Consider the following 21,259-nt stretch of genomic DNA (forward strand, 5'->3'; position numbering starts at 1 on the left):
TTTACCGTTCGAGATTCCAGCCCCGCCTCCCAGGCTGCCGATGCCCGCTCCTCGGCCAATGCCGATGCCGGCGCCCAGGCCCACTCAGCCACTGCCTGCGCCCAGGCCAATCCCGCAGCCCGTCCCTTTGCCGCAGACGCAACCCCAGGCAAAACCCAGGGTAGATGCGCCTCCGACGACCGCTGAGCGGACTCGGGAAGCCGAGCGCGACTGTAAGGTCAAGCGGGACAAGGACTGTGTGAAATGCCCACCCGAACAGGGAACCATGACGATACCCAATAACGGCAAAGGTCATAGTATGTCCGCCCAGTCCGCGCTCTATCAGGCGTGGGTGACTGCTTTCCCGATGCCTTACGAGTGGTGGTGGAACAATACCTGGTGGGATGGTTTCGACAAACCGCGTTGCACCTTGCTGGAAGCCAAGGCCAATTACGCGTTCATGTTCATTCCGCTTATCGGGCTGCCGCGCCCTTGGGCCAATGTGGAGAAAACCCTGATTACTCCTGCCGAGATACATTCCCTGAAAGCCCGGCCCAGCCCGCCGGTTTCGGTTGAATGGCATTTCCTGCAAAGGGTGGTCTATGAGTATTGTGCCGAACAGTATGCGGAGAAGGGGCTCGCCAACCTGACCGCCTACTGGAACCCGATGCCGGGCACCAAGGATCATGATGAGTACATCAAGCAACGTGCAAAAGAGCAGAAAGAGTGGGATGAGTACCGCCGTGAAAATCCCGACCGTGTTTTTGAAGCCTGACTGAGGATGAGCGCTTGTTCAGAAAATTTTCATTCGTTCTGCGTTTCGACAAACAGAAGATCTCAGCGGTCTCGCATGAGGCGCAGTTGGAAAGGGCCGAGCGCTTTCTCAAAGGCCTTGGCGAGATTCATCCTCTGCTGCGGGACTGGTATCTGCAGGGCGGTTCCAGGGAGGAGTCGCTGCGCAAGCGGATCAATGACGACTTCGAGTCTCTGCGTGAAGAGGCCCGGAGCAACCATAACGACGACTTCCCCACGAAATTGCAGTTTTCCGTGTGGAATGGCTTGGATGATCCCCTGAAGGGCGGGTTGGCCTTTCATTACAACGCACACGACCTGGATTCAGTCGCCAGCATGCGCTTCGAAGATGGCGGGGCGCTTGTGGCAGCCATTCCCGATGTGAAACCGGTAGTGATCAGGGTGATTCAGTTGGCTGTTGAACTGTGGCCTGAACTTGACTGGTGTGTGCTGGCGCCAAAAGACCACTATTTGCGCACCAAGGTGTTCAAGGACCGGCAGACCGTCGGCTGGGTCGGGTTTTGTCCACACGTGTTGCGGGCTGGGGATTTTCCGAGCGCCGACCAGCTCATCGACATTCCAAAACGCGGCACGCTGATCGTGAGTTGTCCACAGGTGATGGATGAGGGCAAACGGGCTGATGTCCAGCGAGTTGCGGAGATCGATATCAAGTTGGTGGAGCTGGGGTATTTACCGCTGTTCATGAACTAGCTCGGTGGGCCTCGCCCGGGCACAAAAGAATCCCTTCATCCAGCCGGCTGCCGATAGGAACCACAGCCAGCTGGAAGGTGCTGCGACAGTGCTACCGTACCCGCGCGTCACGTCAGTGCTTAGTCAGTTTCAACAGCGCATACATAGTCGAGCCCCAGACCAGAAGCACGACATCCATCCAGTTTCTGATGGTCAGCAGGCGCTGGAGATGGGGAGGGAAGTTGTCTATGTCTTCCGAGGAAAGGAAGCCTCTGTGAACCGCAGGGCCAGGCCAAAGCATCGATCCTCGAACGGCGGTCAGCATTACAAAATGGGTGAACCATCCCTCGTAGGGAAGGCTCTCGGCCCAGCGATAAAAGTGTTGGCTACGCTGCAGGGCTTCCAGCATTTTTCTCAGGTAGCGACGGCTCAGGTAGCAGCTGAATGAGAGGTTTATTACGCACAGTAGAAGCGGACTGGCGACCAGTACGAGGCCTAACCATGAATACCAAAAACTCTTTGCCATCATGGTCGGATTACCCCGTAAATAACTTCCTCAGTTCTTTCCCGGCTCATCACCTGAATAACTGTCTTGGATGCCTTCATCCCACAAGACGTGTAAAGCTCCATAGAGGTCATCAGCTATTCAACTTCAAAAACGTATACACAATGGCTGTCCATAGGATCACAACGCCGTCCAACGTGTTTTTTACAGTCAGAAGGTGTTTCAGTCGTGGAGGGAAATTGCGTACATCCTTTGCACAAAGAAAGCCTCTACGAACTCCGGCGTTAGGGAAGAGCATCATTCCTCGAACGCTGACAAACATCAGAATGCGCTCGAACCATCCCTGATAGGGAAGCTTGTCGAGCCATCCATAGAAGTAAGAACTCTCCTGCATGGCTACCAGCATCTCTTTCAAGTGGCGGCGACTCAGGTAGTAGCTGAATGTAAGACTTGCAAGAGCTAGCAGAACTGGACAGAGGAGCAGTACAAGCGCGATCCCTGAATACCAGAATTTCTCATCTACCATGGCTGCGCGCGCTCATAAATGATTTCCCCAATCCTCTCCCCAATCACATCACCAGAATCTGTTCCCAGGGATGCTCCTACGCCTACCAAGGTTGCAACACATAGCACTCCGCCAATTGCGGTAGAGGCCCCGAGAGCAGCACAAATAAATCTGCTTCCTGCCATTGCGGTTTCAGTACCCAGTATTCCTCCCGCGGTTGACCCCGCAAACTTCCCCGTCTCAGTAAACATAACCTTCCTGCAACTCTCATCCCCCGCCCCCGCCTGACAAACCTCCTGAACCTTCAACACCGACGAAACCCCACCCAGCGCAATCCCCACATACCCACCCATCTGCATGTACTTCGCCGCGCGGCTGACCGATTTTACGTGGGCGACATAGCCCGGTATCTGCCCGGGCCCACCGGCCTTGTCCCATTGATGGGCCAGGCTGCGGCTGGAGAGGCCGAGGGCGGTTTTCAGCTTGGGGTGGTCGCCCAGGGTGGTGTAGCCGCGCAGGCGGGTGGAGTTCAGCAGTTGCGCGTCCAGCTGCGCCAGCAGGCGCCGGCGGCGGGCGAGGAATTCGGGGGATCTGAGGAGGCCGTGTTGGCGGTAGCTGTCCTGATGCAGGCGTTCCATGTCTTGCAAGGTCTCGCGTAGTTTGTCCAGGTGTTTGCCCATCACCGAGGTGCCGATGCCCAGCCAGGTCGAGGCCTGGCCGGTAAAGCCGGCGATCTCGGCCTGATGGCGGACCATAAAGTCGGCTTCGTCGGGCGTCAGCGGTTCGAGGGCGATCTTAACCTGTTCGGCGGCCTGCATGAGTTGCGCTTCCTCGTAGGTGCAGGCGTGGTTGGCGGGGGCGCTGAGCACGATCAGACTGCCGGCCTTGACCGTATCGCCAAGGCCTGGATTGAGGGCCAGGTATTTGGCCAGAACGTCGGATGAGGGGTTGTCGAACAGGCGGCGCTGCAACTCGCTCGGCGGCATGCTCCGGGGCACGATGTAGAAGCCTGGGGCGACAGGCGTAGAGGGTTGGACCTGTGAGGGTTTCGCAGGAGTGTCGAGGCCTTGAGGCGTGGTCAGTATCGAGGTGTTCTTTGTACGTGCGCCCGGCAGCGGTGGATTCGGGTTGGCCGGGCGCAGTACGCGCGGCATCGGTGTCGGTTCGCCGCGCGAATCGGTGGTGTATTTGTTGCCGGAGAGTTGCTCGGCCATCGCTGTGTTCGCTGTGTGTTTGAGCCTCGCGAAACACTAATGAGCGGTATGGATGGAGTCGTTGAGAGCTATCTGAAACGCCCTGCGGTGTTTTCGAAATGTCGGGTAGGAATTGGTGAAACGACTGTAGCCGCTGCCGCAGGCTGCGATCGACCGCGAAGCGGGCGCAGGATTTTGAGATCGCTGAAGGCCTTCGGCCTTATCGCAGCCTGCGGCAGCGGCTACAGGAGATCCTCGTTCAGGCGCGCGGACATAAAAAATCCCCCGGCTAACCGGCTGCGGATAGGGGACGCAGTCGGTCGGACGGGGGGCAAGGACTTGCTGGCAACGACTCCCTGCTTTTACTTGCAGCTTGCCGCTTGGAACTTGTCGCTGTGATTACTGGGCGATGGTTTTCACCGAGATACCGCGTTCCACCGGGGTGGAGCGGCCGTAGATGTCTTCGAAGCGTTCGATGTCGTCTTCGCCCAGGTAGCTGCCCGATTGCACTTCGATGATCTCCAGGGGGATCTTGCCCGGGTTGCGCAGGCGGTGCACCGAGGCGATCGGGATGTAGGTGGACTGGTTTTCGGTGAGCAGGAACACGTTCTCGTCGCAGGTGACTTCGGCGGTGCCGCTGACCACGATCCAGTGTTCGGCGCGGTGGTGGTGCATCTGCAGGGACAGGCACGCGCCCGGCTTGACCGAGATGTGCTTGACCTGGAAGCGCCCGCCCATGTCCACCGAGTCGTAGGAGCCCCACGGACGGTAGACCTCGCAGTGGTTCTGGGTTTCGCTGCGGCCCTGTTCGTTGAGGGTGTTGACCATCTGTTTGACGCCTTGGACCTTGTCCTTGTGGGCGATCATCATGGCGTCCTTGGTTTCCACGACCACGATGTTTTCCAGGCCGATCACCGACACCAGCTTGCCGTTGCCGTGGATCATGCAGTTGCGGCTGTCCTGGATCACCACGTCGCCCTTGCTGACGTTGCCGTTGACGTCCTTTTCATGCACGTCCCACAGCGACGACCAGCAGCCCACGTCGCTCCAGCCGGCGCTCAGCGGCACCACGCAGGCGCGCTGGGTCTTTTCCATCACCGCGTAGTCGATGGAGTTGTCCGGGCAGCAGGCGAAGGTGGCCGGGTCGACGTCCACGGTGTCGGCGTCCTGGGCACTGCGTTCCAGGGTCAGCAGGCAGGTGTCGTAGATGTCCGGGTCGTGCTTTTTCAGCTCTTCGAGGAAGCGGCTGGCGCGGAACAGGAACATGCCGCTGTTCCAGAAGTAGCCACCGGCCTCGACGAACTCGGCGGCGCGCTTGACGTCGGGTTTCTCGACGAAGTGCGAGACGCGGCTCACGCCTTCCGGCAGCAGCGCATCGTTGGTCGACTTGATGTAGCCATAACCGGTTTCCGGCTTGGTCGCCGGCACGCCGAACAGCACCATCTCGCCACGCTCGGCGGCCACGGTGGCCAGGGCCAGGGCGCGTTGCAGGGCTTTCTGGTCTTCCAGCACGTGGTCGGCCGGCAGCACCAGCATCAGTTCGTCGCGACCTTCGTTGACCAGCATCATCGCGGTCAGGGCCACGGCCGGCGCGGTGTTGCGGCCGAACGGCTCCATCAGGATGCGCTGGGCTTCGAGTTTGCGCGCCGCCAGTTGCTCGTTGACGATGAAGCGGTGGTCCTTGTTGCAGACCACGATCGGCGTGTCCATGCCTTCGAACACCAGGCGCTCGAGGGTTTGCTGGAACAAGGTGTGTTCGCCGGTCAGGGCGAGGAACTGTTTAGGGAATTGCTTACGCGAAAGCGGCCAAAGACGTGAGCCACTACCACCTGACAAGATCACCGGAATCATGTTGTTACTCCTTCAAATACCGTTTGGGTTAGAGCTACTGCGTTCTGTCGTTTCACTCTCTTGTTTTTGTTCCTGTCCGGATTGGTCAATCGATCCTCCGTAGGAGCCAGGCTTGCCGGCGATGGCGTTCTCAAGGGCCTCATCGCCGGCGAGCCTGGCTCCTGCAGGGGAGCGTCAATCCGGAAAATTCATATCAGCGCGTCGAGACCGGGCGCTTGACCCAGACTGGCGACAGGCTGCTGCCATTACCGGTGACGTAGAGCACCGCGGCTTCGCCGCGCTCCAGGGCGACCGGCTTGAGGTCGCTGACTTTTTTCTCGCCCTCATACAGCGCGAAGCTGACTTTCACCGGGTTGATTTCACGTTCGCCACGGCCCTTGGCGGCCACCGACTGGACCACGTCGGTCTTGCCGTCGGCAGTCTTCAGGGTCAGGGCCTTGTCGCTCAGGTTCTGCACCCGGACCAGGGACTTCTGCTTGTTCTTGAACGGCGGCTCTTCGATCAGTTGCGGCTGGCCGCTGGCGTTGTTGACCAGGGTGTAATAGTGGTCGGCGGCGAGTTTCACCGGCACGCTCTGGCTGCCGACCTTGGCGGTGTAGTCGCCGCCGGGCATGAAGCTGAAGTCACTGCTGGCCAGCGGCGCGACGTCGCTGAGGCTGGTGCTGCCGACGGTGGCGCTGACTTCCTGGTTGCTGGCGTTGTAGATACGCACGAAGGACGAGCCTTTGGGCGCAGTCGGGCCGTACAGCGCGGCGTCGCCACCGGCGAAGGCGGGCAGGGACAGGACGCTCATGCCGGCAGCCAGTGTGATTGCCTTGGCGAGACGACGCGGAGTGATAGTGAAAGTCATGGGTGTCACCTCTCTTTCAGTTTTGCGCCCGATCGGGCGTCTCGGATTTGTTGAGTGCAGCTACGTTCTGTTGGCGGGCGCCGGCTTGTTTGAGCTCTGCGACCCACTGCGGGTCGGCGTCGCCGATTTCGTTATTGACCGGCAGATATCGTTCGGGGAACTCCCAGATCAGCACCTGGGGCGGGCTGTTCTTGAAGGCATCGCTTTTCAGGTAGCTGAGCATCGGCAACACCGGGCCGTGGCCGTCTTCGGCGTAGCTGACCACGTCGCTGTGCAGGGCCTGCTTAAGCGCGCCGACGAAGTTCCAGTTCGGGTTGGCGCTGTAGCTGGTGCCCACCAGGGCCACCGGCACTTCGTTGTCGGCGAACAGTGCGTCGTCGGCGGCCGGCTGATCGTCGGCGGCGCGGGTCACGCGTTTTTGCAGCGGCTCCTTGGCCGGCATCAGGTTTTCGAACAGCGGGTCCAGGGGCAGGAACAGGCGCAGGTCGCCCTTGTGCACCACGGTCTGCTCGGCTTCGGTGACGAAGCGTTGCGGCTGACCCATCAGCGGTGCCTTGTCGGCGATCGCCTTGGCCAGCTGGTTGGCGGCGACTTCGGCGCCGGCCGGGGTCCAGTGGGTGTCGGTGCGCAGGAACACTTGCTGGCCGTTCTGCTTGGCCTGTTGCAGCGGGCCCAGCAGGTCGGGGGCGAGGATCTTGTCGGCCGCCACCCGGGCGTGGAAGTCCTGGTAGAGGTTGGCGTGGATGCTGGCCGGCTGGACGTCGCCCAGGTGTTCCGGGTACAGGCGCACCTTGGCCGGCACGATCGCCATCACCAGTTTCACGCCTTTCTCTTTCAGGGCCTGGCGCACGCCTTCGACCAGCGCGTAGTTGCCTTGCAGGTTGAGTTCTTCGTTGACGATCGGGTGGAACTCTTCATCGCTGTACAGCCACTGGTCGCGGCCGAGCACCACGCCCGGACGACCTTCGTTGAACAGCTTGAAGTCCAGGGCCGCCCACAGGTTGGTGCCCAGGCGCTTGATCGGGAACTCGTCGTCGTAGTGGGTTTCCACGGCCTTGGCCCAGCGACCGTTGAGCACGGTGGCGTCGTTGTTGGTGCTGAAGCCGAAGAAGCTGCGCACCGACCACAGACCCAGGACCATCAGGGTCACCAGGAACAGGGCAATGTAGAAGACGCGTAATGAGCGGGTCATGGTCAGATCCCTCAGAACTGGAAGTAAAGGAACGGCGAGAAGCTTTGCGCCGAGAGTTTGAGAATCGAAGCGATGAACAGCAGCAGCACCAGGGCGCGCATCACGTAACGCGGCCAGTCGGCGACCCAGTAGGCCGGCTGGACCTGGGCTTCGACGCCCACGGTGTAGCCCGGCTGGTGGATGCTGTCCGGCTTGTCCCCCGGTACGGCCTTGATCAGCCCCGGCTGGGCGGTGGCCGGACCGTCGGCCTCGGTGTTGATTTCAGGCTTGCTCTTGACCGGCGTCGGGTTGCGATACAGGTCACGCAGGCCGAAGAACGCCAGGGTGGCGTAGGCCACGACCAGGGTTGCCACTTGCAGGCCGGTGAGGCTGGCGCGGTTGAGTTCCGACAGCGACCAGTCGCCGAAGCTGAACATGGCGCCGTACATGCGACCGGCGACATGCAGGTTCTCGGCGCGGAAGATCACCCAGCCCATTACCACCAGCAGGAAGGTCAGCGCCCAGCGGATCGGGTTCAGGCTGCGCGGCGAAGTGTTGATGCCAAGCATTTTCTCGATCGCCAGCCACATGCCGTGCCAGGCGCCCCAGACCACGTAGGTGATGTTCGCGCCGTGCCACAGGCCACCGAGCAGCATGGTCAGGAACAGGTTGCGATAGGTCATCAGTGTGCCTTTGCGGTTGCCGCCCAGGGTGATGTACAGGTAGTCGCGCAGCCAGGTGGACAGGCTGATGTGCCAGCGCCGCCAGAACTCGGTGATCGACTGGCTGATGTAGGGCTGCTTGAAGTTTTCCATGAAGCGAAAACCCATCATCAAGCCCAGGCCGATGGCCATGTCGCTGTAGCCGGAGAAGTCGAAGTACAGCTGCGCGGTGTAGGCCAGGGCGCCCAGCCAGGCGTCGCCCGTGGTCGGGTTCTGCAGGGCGAAGCAATGGTCGGCGACCACCGCCAGGGTGTCGGCGATGAACACTTTCTTGATGAAGCCCTGCATGAAGCGCGTGCAGCCTTCGGAGAACTTGTCCAGGGTGTGGGTGCGGTTGTTGAACTGGTCGGCCAGGTCGCGAAAACGCAGCACGGGGCCGGCGATCAGGTGCGGGAAGATCGCCACGAACGCCGCGAAGTCGATCAGGTTGCGGGTGGCCGGGGTGTCGCCGCGGTAGACGTCGATGATGTAGCTGATGGACTCGAAGATGTAGAACGAGATACCGATCGGCAACAGCACATGGGTCAGGATGAACGGCTCCAGACCGAACGAGGTCATGATCGCGTTGATGCTGTCCACGCCGAAGTTGGCGTATTTGAAGTAGCCGAGGATGCACAGGTCGACCGCCACGCCGAGCAGCAGCCAGCGCTGGGCCGGCTTGGTGCGTACACCGGCGGCGCCGACTTTCAGGCCGATCCAGTAGTTCCACAGGGTGACGCCGGCGAACAGCGCCAGGAAGTCCACCCGCCACCAGGCATAGAACACGTAGCTGGCGATCAGCAGCAGCAGGTTGCGATAGCGTTGCCCGCTCAGGTAGTACAAGCCGAGAAAGATCGGCAAGAACAGGAACAGGAACACATTGGATGAGAAAACCATCCCGATCTCTCCATGTTTGACCAACAGTAAAGGGCCAGAGCCCCCCCAAACCCCCCCGTGAAAAACCGGGGGCGGCGTATTGCATTCGTCCGTAGCCACTGCCGAGGTACGAGGCTGCGATCGGCCGCGAAGCGGTCGTGCTCTTGAGGACCTCGGAAGGCTCTTCGAGCCTTGTCGCAGCCTCGTGCCTCGGCAGCGGCTACAGGTGTCGCTTACGAACCCTTGTTGCCCTTCTCGTGCGAGGGGTCGTAGACCTTGGTCAGGTCGCCACCCAGGCGGAAGGTCTTGAACGGTTGCATCTTGTGCTTGCGTTCCAGTACATCCGGGGCGCAGGTGTAGAGGCTGCAGAAGGGTTCGAGCCAGGCGAATTTCGAGTCGACCTTGAGGTCGGTCATGTCCTGTTCCTTGCCGTTCTTTTCCTCGAACTCGTCCGGGTCTTTCACCCCGGCCAGCACCCGCTCGCCCAGGCGTTTCAGGGCGCCGTTGTTCTCCTGGCGCAGGTCGACGCCGTTGACCTGGGCGAAGCTGGCGATCATCGCCAGCGGCGGCAGGGCGTAGTTGTGATAGGCCAGGGCGCGTTGCTGGCGCTTGAGTTCGTTGGGCAGGAAGCCGTCGGCGTCGACCTGATTGGCGCCGACTTTGTATTCCTTCACCGCCCAGTCGAACAGATCGCGGCGGTTGGTCGCCACGGCGGTGGCCATCACCGACCAGGCGGCCCAGTACGAGTGGTTGTTGGTCTGCTCCAGCGGCAGGTTGTCCCAGTCGCTGACCACCTGGTCGGCCATCTTGCTGAACCAGGCCTCGATCTGCTGCGCCTGCTGCTGGTGAGTGTCCAGCGGATGGGAGTCGGAGAACTTCAGGCGCAGGTAGGCCGAAGCCATGCTGCCCAGGGCCCATTTGCGCATGGACTTGCCGGTGTGGTTGAAGTCCTTGGACATCAACGCATCGGCCTGGGCCCAGGCGCTCAGCCAGCTCAGGGTGCAGTCCAATTGTTCCGGACGGCCGTCGCGCATGAACTGCATCACCCGCTTGCTGGTGCCGCGCTCGATCTTGGTGATGTCGGCGGTGCTGTCGCGAAAGGCCTTTTCCGATTGCACATTGAGGGTCGCGCGAGCCTTGTCCGAACCTTCGTACTTGCTGCGAAATTGCAGCGAGCCAGTGTAAGGCGCGGGCATGGCGTCGCAGCCTTCGCTGTGGTCGCCGCTCTTGAATTTATCCACCGGCGCGTAATAACCCTGGGGCGGGCGCAGTGGGGCCGCGGCCTGGGTTGCGCCTGCGAACATCGCCAGGCTCAACAGGCTCGGTGCCAGTAACTGTTTCAGCGTTTTGCTTTGCATAGGAACCTCATTGCCCGATTTGCGCGGTGCGTTGACCGGCATCCGGGAATACGTTGCGTTTGCAAATTTTCGCTTCGACTTTCTGTGCCGCGGCGCCGGCTTCCGGACCCTGGACTTCGACTGCCAGCAGGTTCTGCGAGGCCCAGTCTTCGTCGGTGCGCAGTTCAAAGGCGAAACGCCCGTCGGTGTCGGATGTTTCCGGTTTGTCGATCTTGATGTCCTCGTGGCGCCCGTTCATGTACCAGAGGGTGGCTTGCAGGGTTTTCACCGAGGTGTCGGCGAAGCGGATATCGACCTGGTGGCTGCTGTTGCGCAGGTCCATGTTCTTGCTGTTGACCATCAGCTCGTTCTTGCCGGGCTTGAGGGTGGCGCTGGCGCTCATTTGCGCCGGCTTGCCTTCGCAGCCGTTGTCGAGCAGGGCCATCATCTGCCGGTAGATGGTTTCCTGGTCCAGGCGGTACAGCGGCGAGAATTCCCAGATCAGGATCTTCGGTGGCTTGGTCTGGAATTCCTCGCTGCCCAGGTACTGCAGCATGGAGCCTTCGAAGCCGCCGCCGGGGAAGGCGACGTTGAGAATGTCGGCGCCGATCTCTTCCTGCAGGAAGCCGGCGAAGTTGTAGTTCTTGCCGCTGTGGCTGGTGCCCACCAGGGTGATCTCCGGGTTGCCGGAATCGCCGAACAGGTCGCCGTCGCCGGCCTCGCCCTTGGGTTCGGTGGTGAACTGGTCCATGTACTGGATCGCGTAGCTGGTGCCGCAGAGCTGGCCGGCCATGTTGTGCAGGGTGCCGGTCTTGCCCATGCGCCCGGACTTGTGGGTCTCGAACTCACGCTTGGGAATGTCGGCGAAGGCCGGCAACTGCTTGACCTTCTGCGCCACGATCTTCGCCGTGCGCTGGGCGCCGTACGGAGTCCAGTGCTGATCGCCGCGGAAGTAGAAGTCGTGGGCCGGCAGGGTCTCCGGCAGTTGCTCGTTGGTCAGCGGCGACAGGTCCGGTACCACGTAGCCCATCTGGGCGAAACGGCCGAGCATGCCCTGGTAGTTTTTCAGTGCCTTGTCGTAGTCGAAGCTGGCCTTCTCCTGTGGGTTGAGCTTGTTGCGGTTCACCAGGCCGCGGGTCGGCTGGTACACCAGCACCAGCTCCACGCCCTTGCTCTTGAAGGCGTCGTGCAGCTGTTGCAGGCGGCGATAACCTTCCGGCGTGGTGTTGAATTCGGTGCGCAGGTCTTCCTGGGTACGGAACAGCCAGTCGCCCTGGGCTTGCACCAGGGTGGTGAAGTTCTGCTGGTAGCGGGTGGTGTAGTTCTTCGCGTCATGGGCCGCCGGGCACAGGTTGCAGCAGGGCTCGGCGGTGAACTTCGGTGCCTGGGTTTCATCGGCGCGAGCGCTGTTACTGGCGGCGAGAATGCCCGCGGTCAATGCCGAGAGGCTCAAGAGTTTGATCAGGTGTGGGCGCATGACAGTCATCCTCAATCGCGCATTTCGGTCTGGCGTTCGACAGGGTCGATCAGCACGGCTTTCTGCTGGCGCACCAGCAGGTCAAGAATTTCGTCCTGGCGCTCGCCGAGGATCCCCGAGAAGCTGATGCCGCTGCTCTTGGTCGGGGCGAGCATGGACACGCGGTACAGCTCGACGCTCAACGGCGAGTCGATGGACATCGGGCCGCTGCCATTGGCAGCCAGCTCGCCGCCGACCACGATCAGCGACACCTGGGCGTCGAACGGGTCGAGCTTGATGTCGCGGTCGGTGTCGGAGAGGTCCTTGATGTGGCCGTAGATGCCGGTCAGGCCGTTGGCCATGGCGACGTTCTCGTACAGGCGGATGTTCACGCTGTTGCGAATGCGGATGCCATGGCGCCGGTTGCTGATCACCTTGTTGCCCCACAGCAGGTTGTCGGCACTCTCATAGAGGGTGATGCCGTCGGTGTGGTTGCGGTAGATCTCGTTGTCGGCGATCAGGTTGTTCACGCTGTTACGGTCGATCACCAGGCCCGAAAGGTTGTTCTCGTAGCTGCGGTTGTTGAAGATGAAGCTGTCGTTCACTTCCCGGGAAATGATGATCCCGTGCTTCTTCTTGGTCCCGTAGACGGTGTTGTAGGCGATGATCAGCCGGTGCGAACGGTCGTGGGGGTCGATGCCGTAGACGATGTTGTCCTTGTAGGTGTTGCCCTTGACCACGAAGTCGCGGGTCTCGTAGCAATAGAAGCCGTACCACATGTCCGAGAACTCAGAGCCGATGATCCAGCCGGTGGGTTCGGGGCGCTTGAGCACCTTGGCCATGTTCGGCGTGTACTGGGAAATACTCACGCCGTAGGACTTACTGTTGGCGTAGCCGAAGCTGGCCATCTTGCTGTTGACGATGTAGGTCTCGGTGCCGCCCCAGGCCAGCAGGAACGGACGGAATTCCTTGGGCGAGTTGAACGTCGCCGGGCCGTTGTCCTTCTCGCGCCAGCCGGTGACCTTGGTGTCGCGCACGAACAGCTGGCCGTCGTTGACCAGGAACGAACCGCCTTCCTGGGACAGGCGCAGTTCCTGGGTCTGCTGGTCGATTTCCAGGATGCCCTTGCGCCCGACCACGATCGGCAGCCGCGCCAGGTAAACGCCCGGCGAGGTTTCGCTGATGTACTGCTTGGGCAGCTTCTTCGCCAGCTCCTTGAGGTTGACGTAACCGTCGTCGATGAAGATCGCCTGGGGGATGCCGTGCTGGCGCACCACCCATTCGGCCATCTTGTTGTCACCGCCGATAAAGTCCTTCAGCGCGTCTTCCTGCATCATGCGGCGCACGCTGATCTTGCCGGGCTTGCTGCGCACGATCTTCGCCGCCGCCGCTTCGGCGGTGTAGCCGGAGAGGTCGGGCAGGGCCGGCTTGGCCAGGTTCAGCGGCGCGGTGGGCGCGCTGCTGACGGTGTAGGTCTTGGCCTGTTGCAGCTCCTTGGCCACGGTCGGCAGCTTGCCGGACGTAGCGGCCGGGGCCGGTTCGACGTTGGCGAAGACGGCGCTGCTGGCCAGCAGCATGGCGCTGGCCAACAGGCTGATCGAGCCTCTTATCGCTGGGCTGTTCATCGGGCTGTTCATCTCAGGCACTCCCTTGGCGGCTCGCATCAGAAGCGCCAGATCACGTCGACAAAGGCGCGGTGCATGTACGAGTCGACGTTCTTGCCATAGGCATCGCCCGGCTTGAACACGCCGCCACGAAAGCGCACCAGCGCCGAAGGCTCGTCGATCGACTGGCTGAGCGCGGCCGGCAGCAGGCCTTGCTTGAAGTACTTGGTGACCACCAGGTCCACTTCCTGGCCAAGGTCTTTCTCGCCATCGCGCAGCGGCAGGGACGAGCTGGAGAGCAGGGCGCCGGTGGCGTCGTCGTAGTTGTTTTCCACGGCGTTGATACCGTTGCTGCCCACCGGCTTGTTGCCGTCCACGCGCCAGAACTTGTGGTAGATCAGGCTGGCGTCGTATTCGTCGGCGAGCATCCAGGAACCGAACAGGGTGGCGGTCTGCATGTTGTTCATTTCGCCGCGGAAGGCTTCGCCGAAACGGTGCACCCGCGAGCGGGTCCCGGTGTAGTTCGAGCGGTTGCTTTCCAGTCCGTTCTGTTCGTAGTCGCCGCTGGCGCGGGCGTAGGCCGCGCCGACCTGCCATTTCGGGTCAAGGCGCAGGCGCACGCCGAGGTCGGTGGCCCAGCCGTCGAGGCTCTCGCCGCTCTTGGCCTGGGCCGGGCGGGTGCCGTCGGCGTTCAGCGCGTTGACCTTGTCGCGGTCGCCGCTCATGCCGGTGATGCTCGCCCAGTAGTTGACGGTGTTGGTGTTGCGCCAGTTGTAGGCGTCGCTGTTGGCTTCCAGGCCAAGCCAGGTCAGGTCACCGTTCTGGCGCTTGTCCAGGGAGTCGGTGGCTTCGCCCGGGACCGGGTAGTCGAGCTTGCCGTCGTCGTGGCTGTGGTGAGCGCGCACGCCAGCCCAATGCCCCGGGGTCCACTGGTAGGCCACATCGCCGTAGACATGCAGGCGATCCTTGTCTTCCGGCGCCAGCTCCTTGAGGTCGGTGCGGTACTCGCTGAAGCGCTCGGCGATGCCGACGTTGGCGCGCAGCAGGGTGGTGTCGAAGGTCCAGTTCAGGGCTTCGATGTTGGTGTCGCGCCATTGGCCGTCGTCGTTGCGCAGGCGCTGGCGACCGAACTTCAACTGCTCGCCCGGGTAGGGGGTGAGGCCGCTGTAGCCGATCCAGAACTCGCGCATCGCCAGGTAGTTCTTCTTGCTCTTGCGGTCGCTGTTGTTGCTGCTTTCGGTGCTGGCGCCGTCGGACTGCTGCAGGGTGTCGGTCTCGATGATATCGGTCGAGGTCACCGCCTGGCCCATGGCGTAGGCGCTCCAGTTGCCGCTTTCGCCGTAGACCCAGGGCCGCAGGTCGAGGCCGACGCCGTTGACGTCGCCGCCGCCCAGGGTGCCGAGGTCACGGTCGTCTTCGGACTGGCCGGTGATCTTCACTTCCAGGCCGAAGTTCTTGCTCTCGGTGATGGCCGCGAGCGTCGGACAGGACCAGATCAGGGCGAAGCTCAGGCCGATACCGGCCTTCACGAATGGATTCAACTTCATAGGGATTCCTCACCGTCTTCTTCCTGCAGCGCGTGCAGTTCCAACGTGTTCTGGCTCAAGGCGCCACGCACGGCCTGCTCCTGTTGCAGCAGGCGTTGGGCCTCGGCGCGTTGGCCTGGCGGCAGTTGGGCTTCGAGTTGTTGCGCAAGCTCGTTGGCTTGCGGGGTGTCCTGGGTCTTGGCCAGCTGGCTGAAGACATAGGCGTTGAGCGGGTCGGGCTTGGTGCCCTTGCCCTGGGAGAACAGCTGGGCGATGGCGAAGTCGGCGCTGTTCTGGCCGTTGCGCGCGGCGGTCAGCAGGTGGTCCAGGGCTTTTTGCGGATAGACCTGGCCCAGGTAGCCGCGGCGGTAGATCTGGCCGAGGTAGTAATCGGCGGCGACTTCCTTGCCCTGGGCCTTCTTGAAGTGTTCTTCGGCGACCTTGGCGTCGGCCGGGACCATCTTGCCTTCGTAGTAGAGCTTGCCCAGCAGCAGTTCGGCGCGGGGCTGGTCGGCGGCGCGACCGTTGTCCAGGTACTGCATCATCTTGTCGACGTCGCCGAGTTCAGGGAAGTCGTAGAGCAGCTGCGCCAGGGTGACCCAGGAGGCGGGGTAGGCGGGAGCGATCGGCTCCAGCAGCGCCTGCGCGGTTTTCTCGTCGGTCTTGCCCAGGCTCGCATCGCCCAGCACCCGGGCCACGCTGTCGACCCGTTGCGCGCTGATGGCGCCGCGGGCGTGGCCGGCCTGCAGCTGTTTGAGCAGCTCGGCCTGTTGCTCCGGCTGGCCGCGTTTCTGGTACACGGTGGCCAGTTCGACGTAGCAGATATCGGTGACGTTCAGAGCCGCCTTGCAGATGGTTTCCACCTCGGCCAGGTGCTGGTCGTAGGTACCCTGGGTGCGATACAGCAGCACCTGGGCCAGGCCGGCTTCCGGGTAGCCGGCGCTGCGCCATTGGCTGATCTGCTGCTGGGCGTTGACCTTGGGGAAGCTCTGCGGATATTGCAGGTAGAGCATCGCCAGCGGGATCAGGGTGTTGCCTTCACCATTGGCGAAGGCCTTTTTCAACAGGCCTTCGGCTTCGTGGTGCTCGGCTTCGGTGGAGCCGGGCTTGGCCACCAGCAGGCGACCCAGGCGCGCCTGGGCCCGCGGCGAAGTGTCGGCCGCGGCGCGGTAGGTCGCCTCGGCTTGCTTGATCTTCGCCGGGTCGCGGGTTTCCATCTGGATATCGGCCAGGCCGACCTGGGCGTCGCTGTAACCCAGGTCCGCCAGCTGCCGGTAGTTCTGCTCCGCGAGCACGGTGTCGCCGCGCTTCAGGGCTTCGTTGGCCAGGCGCTGGTCGGGCAGGCCGGCGCAACCGGCCAGGGCCATGGCGGTCACCAGAGGCAACAGCAATGCCGAACCCTGTAGCCGCTGCCGCAGGCTGCGATCGGCCGCGTAGCGGACGGGTTCCGGACGGCGCGCTGTGTTCGCCAGACCGCATTCATCCCCTTCACGAGTGCGTTGCACTCGATCGCAGCCTGCGGCAGCGGCTACAGGGGCCGTTTTCGTCATCGGGAGTGGGGTATGAATATTCATGGTTAGAGACCGGCAGCCATGGCTTTGTCGATCAGCCAGTTCACAGACGGGCCGCGATCGCTGCTGACTTCCACCGGGCGGCCGGCGAAGGCGCTGCTCAGCGGGGCGTCGGGCTTGATCTGCACGCGAATGTCCGAAGACAGGTCGCTGCTGTTGAGGCTGGTGCTGCTGACGATGGTGCCGCTGCGTACGTCGTCTTCGCCGGCGATCTGGAAGCTGACCTTGGTCCCCGGACGCACGTCGGCGAACTGGCGGTAGGAGAAGCGCGCTTCGACGTTGGCCTGGCTGTTACGCGGGACCAGCTGGAAGATCACGTCGCCCTTGCTGGCGTACTGGCCGTCGGCAACCATTTGCTGGGCCACGGTGCAGTCGCAGGGCGAGGTCAGGGTGCCGGTCATCTGCTTGCCGAACAGTTCCTCGACCTTGGCCGGTTGCAGCTGGTCTTCGTTCAGATGGCCCTTGAGCACGTCGAGCATGCTGGTGCTGAAGGTCGCCAGCGGGGCGCCCTTGGCGGCCACGCCGTCGGCCTGGATCAGGCTCTGCACGGTGCCGTCGCGCGGCATGGTGACGTTCATCCCCGGCGCGCTGACCAGGCCGGCCTGGGCGTGGCTGACGAAGTACATGCCGTACACTGACTTGAGGATGAAGCCGAAGGCCGCCAGGCCAACGACGAAGATCCCGGCGCTGAAGGTCACCGCGCGCAGGCGGCCCAGGGCGCTCATGCCGTGGCCGGCGTCCTTGTTCTTGCGCGCCTTGGTGAAGTTGTCGCGCTGCAGGGTGGCGAGCACGTCGCCCATGGTCACGATGTCGCCGGCCAGGTGCGAGGTGATCAGCTGGCGCAGGGTCGAGATGTCCTGGGGCTCGAGGTTCTGGAACTGGCAGCCGACCCGGCCGCTCTGGCGATCCACGGAGCGCACCTGCAACTCCACGTCCATGGCCAGCCCGAGGTTGTCGATGACGAACTGCAGGCGACCCTTGTGCACGTCGCCGACCTTGATCGGCAACTGCCCGCAGTTGAAGCTCAGGCCGCCGGCGGAGAGGTCGATGACCCGCGCCTCGACCGGGGTCCGGTCGGGGCCGAAGAAGCGCAGCTTGGCCGGGATCTTGACCCGGGCGTGTTGGCGTTGGGCTTCGGATTCATGCACTACATTGACGTTCACGGCGGTGTTCATAAGGGCGATTTCCTAGTTAATTCAGGCAAGGCGGGTCAGACCATCAGCAGCAGCGCGGCGACGAAAATGCTGCCGGCGGAGAAGGTCATGGTCCGAGACGACCAGGTGTTGAACCAACGTTGAAAGCTGGCGAGGTCACGGGACAGAGCAGTCGGTTGGCGGGTCCAGGACTGTTGGTCGAGGCGGAAGAACACGTAGATCTTCACCAGGGCCCCGACGATCTGGTTGTAATAGAGGATCAAAGGGTAGGCCGGGCCGATCCGGTGCCCCGAACAGGACAGCAGCAGGGTCAGCAGCAGGCGGGTGATACCGATCCACAGCAGGTACACCAGGATGAAGGCGGTGCCGTACTTGAAGCTGGCGATCAGGGCCACGGTCAGGCCGAGCAGGGAGGTCCACATCGACACGCGCTGGTCGAACAGCACCACGCTGGTGAACAGGCCCAGGCGCTTGAGACCCAGGCCCAGGGCCCGGGAGTTCTGCCGCAGGTTGTTGCCGTACCAGCGGAACATCAGCTTGCGGCTGGCCTTGATGAAACTCTTCTCTGGCGGGTGTTCCACGGTGTTGATCGCCGCATCGGGCACGTAGAAGGTGTCGTAGCCCAGGCGCATCAGGCTGAACCAGCTGGACTTGTCGTCGCCGGTGAGGAACTTGAAGCGGCCCAGGCGCCAGTGTTGCAGCGAGTCGCTTTCCACGTCGGCGATGAAGTCCGGGTTGGTGACCACGCTGGCGCGGAACACCGACATGCGTCCGGTCATGGTCAGCACGCGCTTGGACAGGGCCATGGAGCACATGTTGATGTGGCGCTGGGCGAAGCGCAGCTTGTGCCATTCGCTCATGATGTAGCCGCCGCGCACTTCGCAGAACTCGTTGGTGGTCAGGCCGCCGACGTTGCCGAACAGCTGGAACCAGGGCACGGTCTTGCGCACCACGCCTTCGCCGAGCACGGTGTCGCCGTCGATCACCGCTACCACGGCGCGGTCGTCCGGCAGGTGGCGGGAGATGGCGCGGAAACCGAAGGCCAGGCCGTCGCGCTTGCCGGTGCCGGGGATGCGCACGAAGTCGAGCTTGACGTGGGCTGGCGGGTTCATGCGGGCCCAGAGGCTTTTCACCAGCAGCTCGTCGGACATCTCCACGATCGAGCAGACCACGGTGGTAGGGAAGCCGCAGTCGATGGCTTCACGGATCACCGAGCCATAGACCTGGGCGGTGGTCAGGGCGTCGATCCGGAAGCTGGTGACCATCAGGTACACGTGGGACGGATCGGCGGCCTTGCCCAGCTTGCGGACCTTGCGGCGCAGGTGCGGGTAGACCACGTAGAGAAACAGCATGCCGCGCACGAAATGCGTGGCACCCATCGAGTAGCGCCAGATACCCACGGCGCCAATCAGGAAGATGAAGTCCTTCGATTCGGAGTCGAATGTGGACGCGGGCAACGCCAGGGCGAGACCCATCAGTAAACTCAAGAAAAACAGCCAACCTGCGGCCTGAAGTAGGCCGTGCTTTAGCCTGTGCATAATCTGCATCCGTCTCGATCTCGGGCGAGCCTGTGGGGTGGCCCGATGGGGTTAAGGCAGGCAAAAAAGCCAAAGGGGGCACATTCCTGTAGCCGTTGCCGGAGGCTGCGATAGGTCCGCAGGACCTCCGGCGGTTGCAGGTACGTCGCGACCCTTCGGGTTCGATCGCAGCCTGCGGCAGCGGCTACAGGAACGGGGGACTGCCCCCGATACCGCTGGTTACCAGCAGATACCTTCGGTCCGGCCGCTCGCGCTGGTGGCCTTGGACATGAACCCGACCAGGTCGATGACCTGCTTGCCATGCGGCACGTCTTCGGCCAGGGCACGGAACTTCTCGTCGCGGTTGCCGAGGATGATCACGTCGGAGTTGTCGATCACCGAGTCGAAGTCCGCGTTGAGCAGGGACGAGACGTGGGGGATCTTGGACTCGATGTAGTCTTTGTTGGCACCGTGGACGCGGGCGTACTCGACGTTGCTGTCGTAGATGCTCAGGTCGAAGCCCTTGCCGATCAGCATTTCCGCCAGCTCCACCAGCGGGCTTTCGCGCAGATCGTCGGTACCGGCCTTGAAGCTCAGGCCGAGCAGGGCGACTTTGCGCTTATCGTGGCTGGAGACGATGTCGAAGGCGTTCTGCACCTGGGACTCGTTGCTGCGCATCAGCGAGTTGAGCAGCGGCGCTTCGACGTCCAGGGAACCGGCGCGGAAGGTCAGGGCGCGCACGTCCTTGGGCAGGCAGGAACCGCCGAAGGCGAAGCCTGGGCGCATGTAGTACTGGGACAGGTTGAGGGTCTTGTCCTGGCAGACCACGTCCATCACTTCACGACCATCGACGCCGACGGCCTTGGCGATGTTGCCGATCTCGTTGGCGAAGGTGACCTTGGTGGCGTGCCACACGTTGCAGGTGTACTTGATCATCTCGGCGACAGCGATGTCCTTGCGGATGATCGGTGCGTCGAGTTCTTCGTACAGCGATTGCAGGACGTCGCCCGAGGCCTTGTCGAATTCGCCGATCACGGTCATCGGTGGGAAGTCGTAGTCCTTGATCGCGGTGCTTTCACGCAGGAACTCAGGGTTGACCGCGACGCCGAAGTCGACGCCGGCCTTCTTGCCGGAGCAGTCTTCGAGGATCGGGATCACCACGTTGGCGACAGTGCCCGGCAGTACGGTACTGCGCACCACGATGGTGTGGCGGGAGGTCTTGTCGCGCAGGACAAAACCGATCTCGCGGCATACCGCTTCGATGTAGTTGAGTTCCAGGTCGCCGTTCTTCTTGCTGGGCGTGCCGACACAGATCATCGACAAGTCAGTGTCGCGAATCGCCTCGGCGAAGTTGGTGGTTCCGCGCAGACGACCGGTTTGAATACCTTGCGCCAGAAGTTCACCCAGACCCGGTTCAACGATCGGCGATTTACCGGCGTTGATCATGTCGATCTTGTCCTTGGCAACATCGACGCCAACGACCTCATGGCCCCGTGCAGACAGGCAACCGGCACATACCGCGCCGACGTAACCCAAACCAAATATGCTGATGCGCATCGCATTTACCTCTGTGTTATTCACGCCATTAGATGGCCGGAGTTAATGTTTGCCAGCTGTAATTACGCACTCGGAAGTTCAACGAACAGGCGTTGAGATATCCAGTGCAGGCAGACTAAGTTCCGAGTGTCTAAATAAGTGCACTCAAGTTGTGCGCAACTTGGCCTTGTTGTAGGGGCTGCCCTTAAATGTTGCCGTCCTTCCTGCTGGAAGGCAGCTCCGAGGTTGGCGATAATCCTGATTTATAGGAGCAGGCCCATGATAATCAGGTAGTTACACGCTCCCGGAAGCGCTTTAAGGCGGGCTATGCCATGGCCTTGTAGGGGATAGTAATGGTGCATTATCTCCTGTGTATTGACCCTGAGTTCGAGTTCCTGAGCAGTAGGTCAGGACAATATGACAACTTCGCTACTGTCGTTGGATC

The 21,259-nt window shown here is 62.1% G+C and carries 17 protein-coding genes; 2 read left to right on the top strand and 15 right to left on the bottom strand.

Going from position 1 to position 21,259, the window contains the following annotated elements; translation table 11 throughout:
* The first annotated feature begins 298 nt into the window (after positions 1-298).
* Both C4K27_RS31560 and C4K27_RS05045 read left to right on the top strand, forming a co-directional pair.
* Positions 299-754, top strand: a complete 456-nt coding sequence (locus C4K27_RS31560) for a Tox-REase-5 domain-containing protein (RefSeq protein WP_053259706.1) — start codon at positions 299-301, stop codon at positions 752-754.
* A 14-nt stretch (positions 755-768) separates the two neighbouring features.
* Positions 769-1,482, top strand: coding sequence for an Imm52 family immunity protein (locus C4K27_RS05045; protein ID WP_007930050.1), 714 nt, complete (start codon positions 769-771; stop codon positions 1,480-1,482).
* A 112-nt stretch (positions 1,483-1,594) separates the two neighbouring features.
* On the opposite strand, the gene C4K27_RS05050 is transcribed toward C4K27_RS05045, so the two are convergent.
* From C4K27_RS05050 to C4K27_RS05120, 15 genes are all read right to left on the bottom strand, one after another.
* Entirely contained in the window at positions 1,595-1,870 is a 276-nt protein-coding gene (locus tag C4K27_RS05050; protein ID WP_238437438.1) for a hypothetical protein, read from the bottom strand.
* Positions 1,871-2,099: 229 nt separating this feature from the next.
* On the bottom strand, positions 2,100-2,492 hold the full coding sequence (locus C4K27_RS05055; protein WP_053259708.1) for a hypothetical protein: 393 nt from the start codon (positions 2,490-2,492) through the stop codon (positions 2,100-2,102).
* On the bottom strand, positions 2,486-3,685 hold the full coding sequence (locus C4K27_RS05060; RefSeq protein ID WP_081002214.1) for a hypothetical protein: 1,200 nt from the start codon (positions 3,683-3,685) through the stop codon (positions 2,486-2,488). Before C4K27_RS05060 ends, C4K27_RS05055 begins: the two co-directional genes overlap by 7 nt.
* A gap of 378 nt (positions 3,686-4,063) precedes the next feature.
* Positions 4,064-5,515, bottom strand: a complete 1,452-nt coding sequence (locus C4K27_RS05065; RefSeq protein WP_007930049.1) for a mannose-1-phosphate guanylyltransferase/mannose-6-phosphate isomerase — start codon at positions 5,513-5,515, stop codon at positions 4,064-4,066.
* A 193-nt stretch (positions 5,516-5,708) separates the two neighbouring features.
* Positions 5,709-6,365, bottom strand: a complete 657-nt coding sequence (locus tag C4K27_RS05070; protein WP_053259711.1) for an alginate O-acetyltransferase AlgF — start codon at positions 6,363-6,365, stop codon at positions 5,709-5,711.
* 16 nt (positions 6,366-6,381) lie between these two features.
* Positions 6,382-7,557 carry an alginate O-acetyltransferase gene (locus C4K27_RS05075; RefSeq protein WP_007930047.1) on the bottom strand — a complete coding sequence of 392 codons (1,176 nt, stop codon included), beginning with the start codon at positions 7,555-7,557 and terminating at the stop codon, positions 6,382-6,384.
* Positions 7,558-7,568: 11 nt separating this feature from the next.
* A complete protein-coding gene (locus C4K27_RS05080; RefSeq protein WP_053259712.1) occupies positions 7,569-9,134 on the bottom strand; it encodes an MBOAT family O-acyltransferase in 1,566 nt (521 codons plus the stop codon).
* Between the two features lie 212 nt (positions 9,135-9,346).
* The gene (locus tag C4K27_RS05085) at positions 9,347-10,471 is read right to left on the bottom strand and encodes a mannuronate-specific alginate lyase (RefSeq protein WP_053259713.1); all 1,125 of its coding nucleotides are present in this window, start codon (positions 10,469-10,471) and stop codon (positions 9,347-9,349) included.
* 7 nt (positions 10,472-10,478) lie between these two features.
* Complete coding sequence (locus C4K27_RS05090; RefSeq protein WP_007932828.1) at positions 10,479-11,927, bottom strand: alginate O-acetyltransferase; 1,449 nt, start codon at positions 11,925-11,927, stop codon at positions 10,479-10,481.
* An 11-nt stretch (positions 11,928-11,938) separates the two neighbouring features.
* The gene (gene algG, locus C4K27_RS05095) at positions 11,939-13,543 is read right to left on the bottom strand and encodes a mannuronan 5-epimerase AlgG (RefSeq protein WP_053259714.1); all 1,605 of its coding nucleotides are present in this window, start codon (positions 13,541-13,543) and stop codon (positions 11,939-11,941) included.
* Between the two features lie 26 nt (positions 13,544-13,569).
* Positions 13,570-15,057: an alginate export family protein gene (locus C4K27_RS05100; protein WP_007932832.1), complete on the bottom strand. Its 1,488-nt coding sequence runs from the start codon at positions 15,055-15,057 to the stop codon at positions 13,570-13,572.
* On the bottom strand, positions 15,054-16,586 hold the full coding sequence (algK, locus tag C4K27_RS05105; RefSeq protein ID WP_053259715.1) for an alginate biosynthesis TPR repeat lipoprotein AlgK: 1,533 nt from the start codon (positions 16,584-16,586) through the stop codon (positions 15,054-15,056). Before algK ends, C4K27_RS05100 begins: the two co-directional genes overlap by 4 nt.
* A 26-nt stretch (positions 16,587-16,612) precedes the next feature.
* The gene (locus C4K27_RS05110; protein WP_053259716.1) at positions 16,613-17,782 is read right to left on the bottom strand and encodes an alginate biosynthesis protein Alg44; all 1,170 of its coding nucleotides are present in this window, start codon (positions 17,780-17,782) and stop codon (positions 16,613-16,615) included.
* Positions 17,783-17,817: 35 nt separating this feature from the next.
* Positions 17,818-19,299 (bottom strand): mannuronan synthase, encoded by a 1,482-nt coding sequence (gene alg8 / locus C4K27_RS05115; protein WP_009042274.1) that lies wholly within the window; start codon positions 19,297-19,299, stop codon positions 17,818-17,820.
* A 219-nt stretch (positions 19,300-19,518) separates the two neighbouring features.
* The gene (locus tag C4K27_RS05120) at positions 19,519-20,835 is read right to left on the bottom strand and encodes a nucleotide sugar dehydrogenase (RefSeq protein WP_009042275.1); all 1,317 of its coding nucleotides are present in this window, start codon (positions 20,833-20,835) and stop codon (positions 19,519-19,521) included.
* Positions 20,836-21,259: the final 424 nt, after the last annotated feature.

Origin of the sequence: Pseudomonas chlororaphis subsp. chlororaphis, from assembly GCF_003945765.1 — a bacterium.
GTDB classification, from domain to species: domain Bacteria; phylum Pseudomonadota; class Gammaproteobacteria; order Pseudomonadales; family Pseudomonadaceae; genus Aquipseudomonas; species Aquipseudomonas chlororaphis.

What these genes read in the sequence shown, in the direction of transcription:
- C4K27_RS31560 (WP_053259706.1), top strand. Translation starts at nt 299, where the DNA reads ATGTCCGCCCAGTCCGCGCTCTATCAGGCGTGGGTGACTGCTTTCCCG.
- C4K27_RS05050 (WP_238437438.1), bottom strand. Translation starts at nt 1,870, where the DNA reads ATGCTGGAAGCCCTGCAGCGTAGCCAACACTTTTATCGCTGGGCCGAG.
- C4K27_RS05055 (WP_053259708.1), bottom strand. Translation starts at nt 2,492, where the DNA reads ATGGTAGATGAGAAATTCTGGTATTCAGGGATCGCGCTTGTACTGCTC.
- C4K27_RS05060 (WP_081002214.1), bottom strand. Translation starts at nt 3,685, where the DNA reads ATGGCCGAGCAACTCTCCGGCAACAAATACACCACCGATTCGCGCGGC.
- C4K27_RS05065 (WP_007930049.1), bottom strand. Translation starts at nt 5,515, where the DNA reads ATGATTCCGGTGATCTTGTCAGGTGGTAGTGGCTCACGTCTTTGGCCG.
- C4K27_RS05070 (WP_053259711.1), bottom strand. Translation starts at nt 6,365, where the DNA reads ATGACTTTCACTATCACTCCGCGTCGTCTCGCCAAGGCAATCACACTG.
- C4K27_RS05075 (WP_007930047.1), bottom strand. Translation starts at nt 7,557, where the DNA reads ATGACCCGCTCATTACGCGTCTTCTACATTGCCCTGTTCCTGGTGACC.
- C4K27_RS05080 (WP_053259712.1), bottom strand. Translation starts at nt 9,134, where the DNA reads ATGGTTTTCTCATCCAATGTGTTCCTGTTCCTGTTCTTGCCGATCTTT.
- C4K27_RS05085 (WP_053259713.1), bottom strand. Translation starts at nt 10,471, where the DNA reads ATGCAAAGCAAAACGCTGAAACAGTTACTGGCACCGAGCCTGTTGAGC.
- C4K27_RS05090 (WP_007932828.1), bottom strand. Translation starts at nt 11,927, where the DNA reads ATGCGCCCACACCTGATCAAACTCTTGAGCCTCTCGGCATTGACCGCG.
- algG (WP_053259714.1), bottom strand. Translation starts at nt 13,543, where the DNA reads ATGAACAGCCCGATGAACAGCCCAGCGATAAGAGGCTCGATCAGCCTG.
- C4K27_RS05100 (WP_007932832.1), bottom strand. Translation starts at nt 15,057, where the DNA reads ATGAAGTTGAATCCATTCGTGAAGGCCGGTATCGGCCTGAGCTTCGCC.
- algK (WP_053259715.1), bottom strand. Translation starts at nt 16,586, where the DNA reads ATGACGAAAACGGCCCCTGTAGCCGCTGCCGCAGGCTGCGATCGAGTG.
- C4K27_RS05110 (WP_053259716.1), bottom strand. Translation starts at nt 17,782, where the DNA reads ATGAACACCGCCGTGAACGTCAATGTAGTGCATGAATCCGAAGCCCAA.
- alg8 (WP_009042274.1), bottom strand. Translation starts at nt 19,299, where the DNA reads ATGCACAGGCTAAAGCACGGCCTACTTCAGGCCGCAGGTTGGCTGTTT.
- C4K27_RS05120 (WP_009042275.1), bottom strand. Translation starts at nt 20,835, where the DNA reads ATGCGCATCAGCATATTTGGTTTGGGTTACGTCGGCGCGGTATGTGCC.